At 41.6% G+C, this 1,077-nt stretch carries 2 protein-coding genes; both read left to right on the forward strand.

From position 1 onward, the window contains the following. Positions 1-187 precede the first annotated feature (187 nt). Complete coding sequence (locus HMPREF9420_RS13590) at positions 188-382, forward strand: hypothetical protein (RefSeq protein WP_169309702.1); 195 nt, start codon at positions 188-190, stop codon at positions 380-382. A gap of 245 nt (positions 383-627) precedes the next feature. Then, positions 628-822: a hypothetical protein gene (locus tag HMPREF9420_RS09330; protein WP_044078901.1), complete on the forward strand. Its 195-nt coding sequence runs from the start codon at positions 628-630 to the stop codon at positions 820-822. Positions 823-1,077: the final 255 nt, after the last annotated feature.

Raw genomic sequence — 1,077 nt, forward strand, 5'->3', positions numbered from 1 at the left:
CTATCGTTTGGCAACCCTGGGCTACCAAAAGCACAACACCTACAGCGTTGAAACATTTACATTAATTTATTATTCGTGGCGTGTTTCATTGTAATATCATTGAAAAGGTATTATAATAGCTACATTAATATAACCCAATAAATTGTTTATTAATCATCAATGCCGTAAAAATTATGCCAATATTCTAATGAATGTGTCTGCTATTATAAATGTTGCAACGACGCAACGCCGTATGTTTTATGTCGGTATTCCAATGGATATATCCACCATGATAAATACCCTCATGGTGCAACTCGGAACGAGTTGTTCTTTTGATAGCCCGGGGTTGGCGAGGAACGAGCCTACCCTGGGTAAGCATCCGCAAGGAGATTCAACGCCATAGGTGTTGAGCTTTTTCTGTGAAGGCACGCTAACAATGAAACCTTTGATGGCGGATTAATCAAAAAAAGCGCAACACTTACGGCGTTGTTCCCCACACACAACACTTCAACCCAGGGTAGCCTGCACTATCGTTTGGCAACCATGGGCTATCAAAAGCTCAACACCTACGGCGTTGAAACGTTTATTTTATAATACAATTAATGCCAATATACGAATAAATAAATAGCAAAATGTGCCAATATTCCGATGAATGTATTCACCATTATGGATGTTGCAACGACGCAACGCCGTATGTTTTATGCCGGTATTCCAATGAATGTATTTTGTAATATGAATGCCCTCATGGTGCAACTCGGTACGAGTTGTTCTTTTGATAGCCCGGGGTTGGCGAGGAACGAGCCTACCCCGGGTAAACATTCGCAAGGAGATTCAACGCCATAGGTGTTGATCTTTTTCTATGAAGGCATGGTTATAGCGAGGAAATTAATGGAGGATTACGCTTAGAAAGCGCAACACCTATGGCGTTGTTCCCCCCACAACATACGTTAACCCAGGGTAGCCTGCACTATCGTTTGGCAACCCTGGGCTATCAAAAACGCAACACCTATGGCGTTGAAACATATTTTTCGTAATACCATTTCCACGTTACATGCGGTAAAACACGACAAATTACACGATGAAATGTCCCAATTCATT

It is taken from the genome of Segatella salivae DSM 15606, assembly GCF_000185845.1.
Lineage (GTDB): Bacteria > Bacteroidota > Bacteroidia > Bacteroidales > Bacteroidaceae > Prevotella > Prevotella salivae.

Coding starts and splice junctions, on each gene's coding strand:
- HMPREF9420_RS13590 (WP_169309702.1), top strand. CDS start 188: ATGAATGTGTCTGCTATTATAAATGTTGCAACGACGCAACGCCGTATG.
- HMPREF9420_RS09330 (WP_044078901.1), top strand. CDS start 628: ATGAATGTATTCACCATTATGGATGTTGCAACGACGCAACGCCGTATG.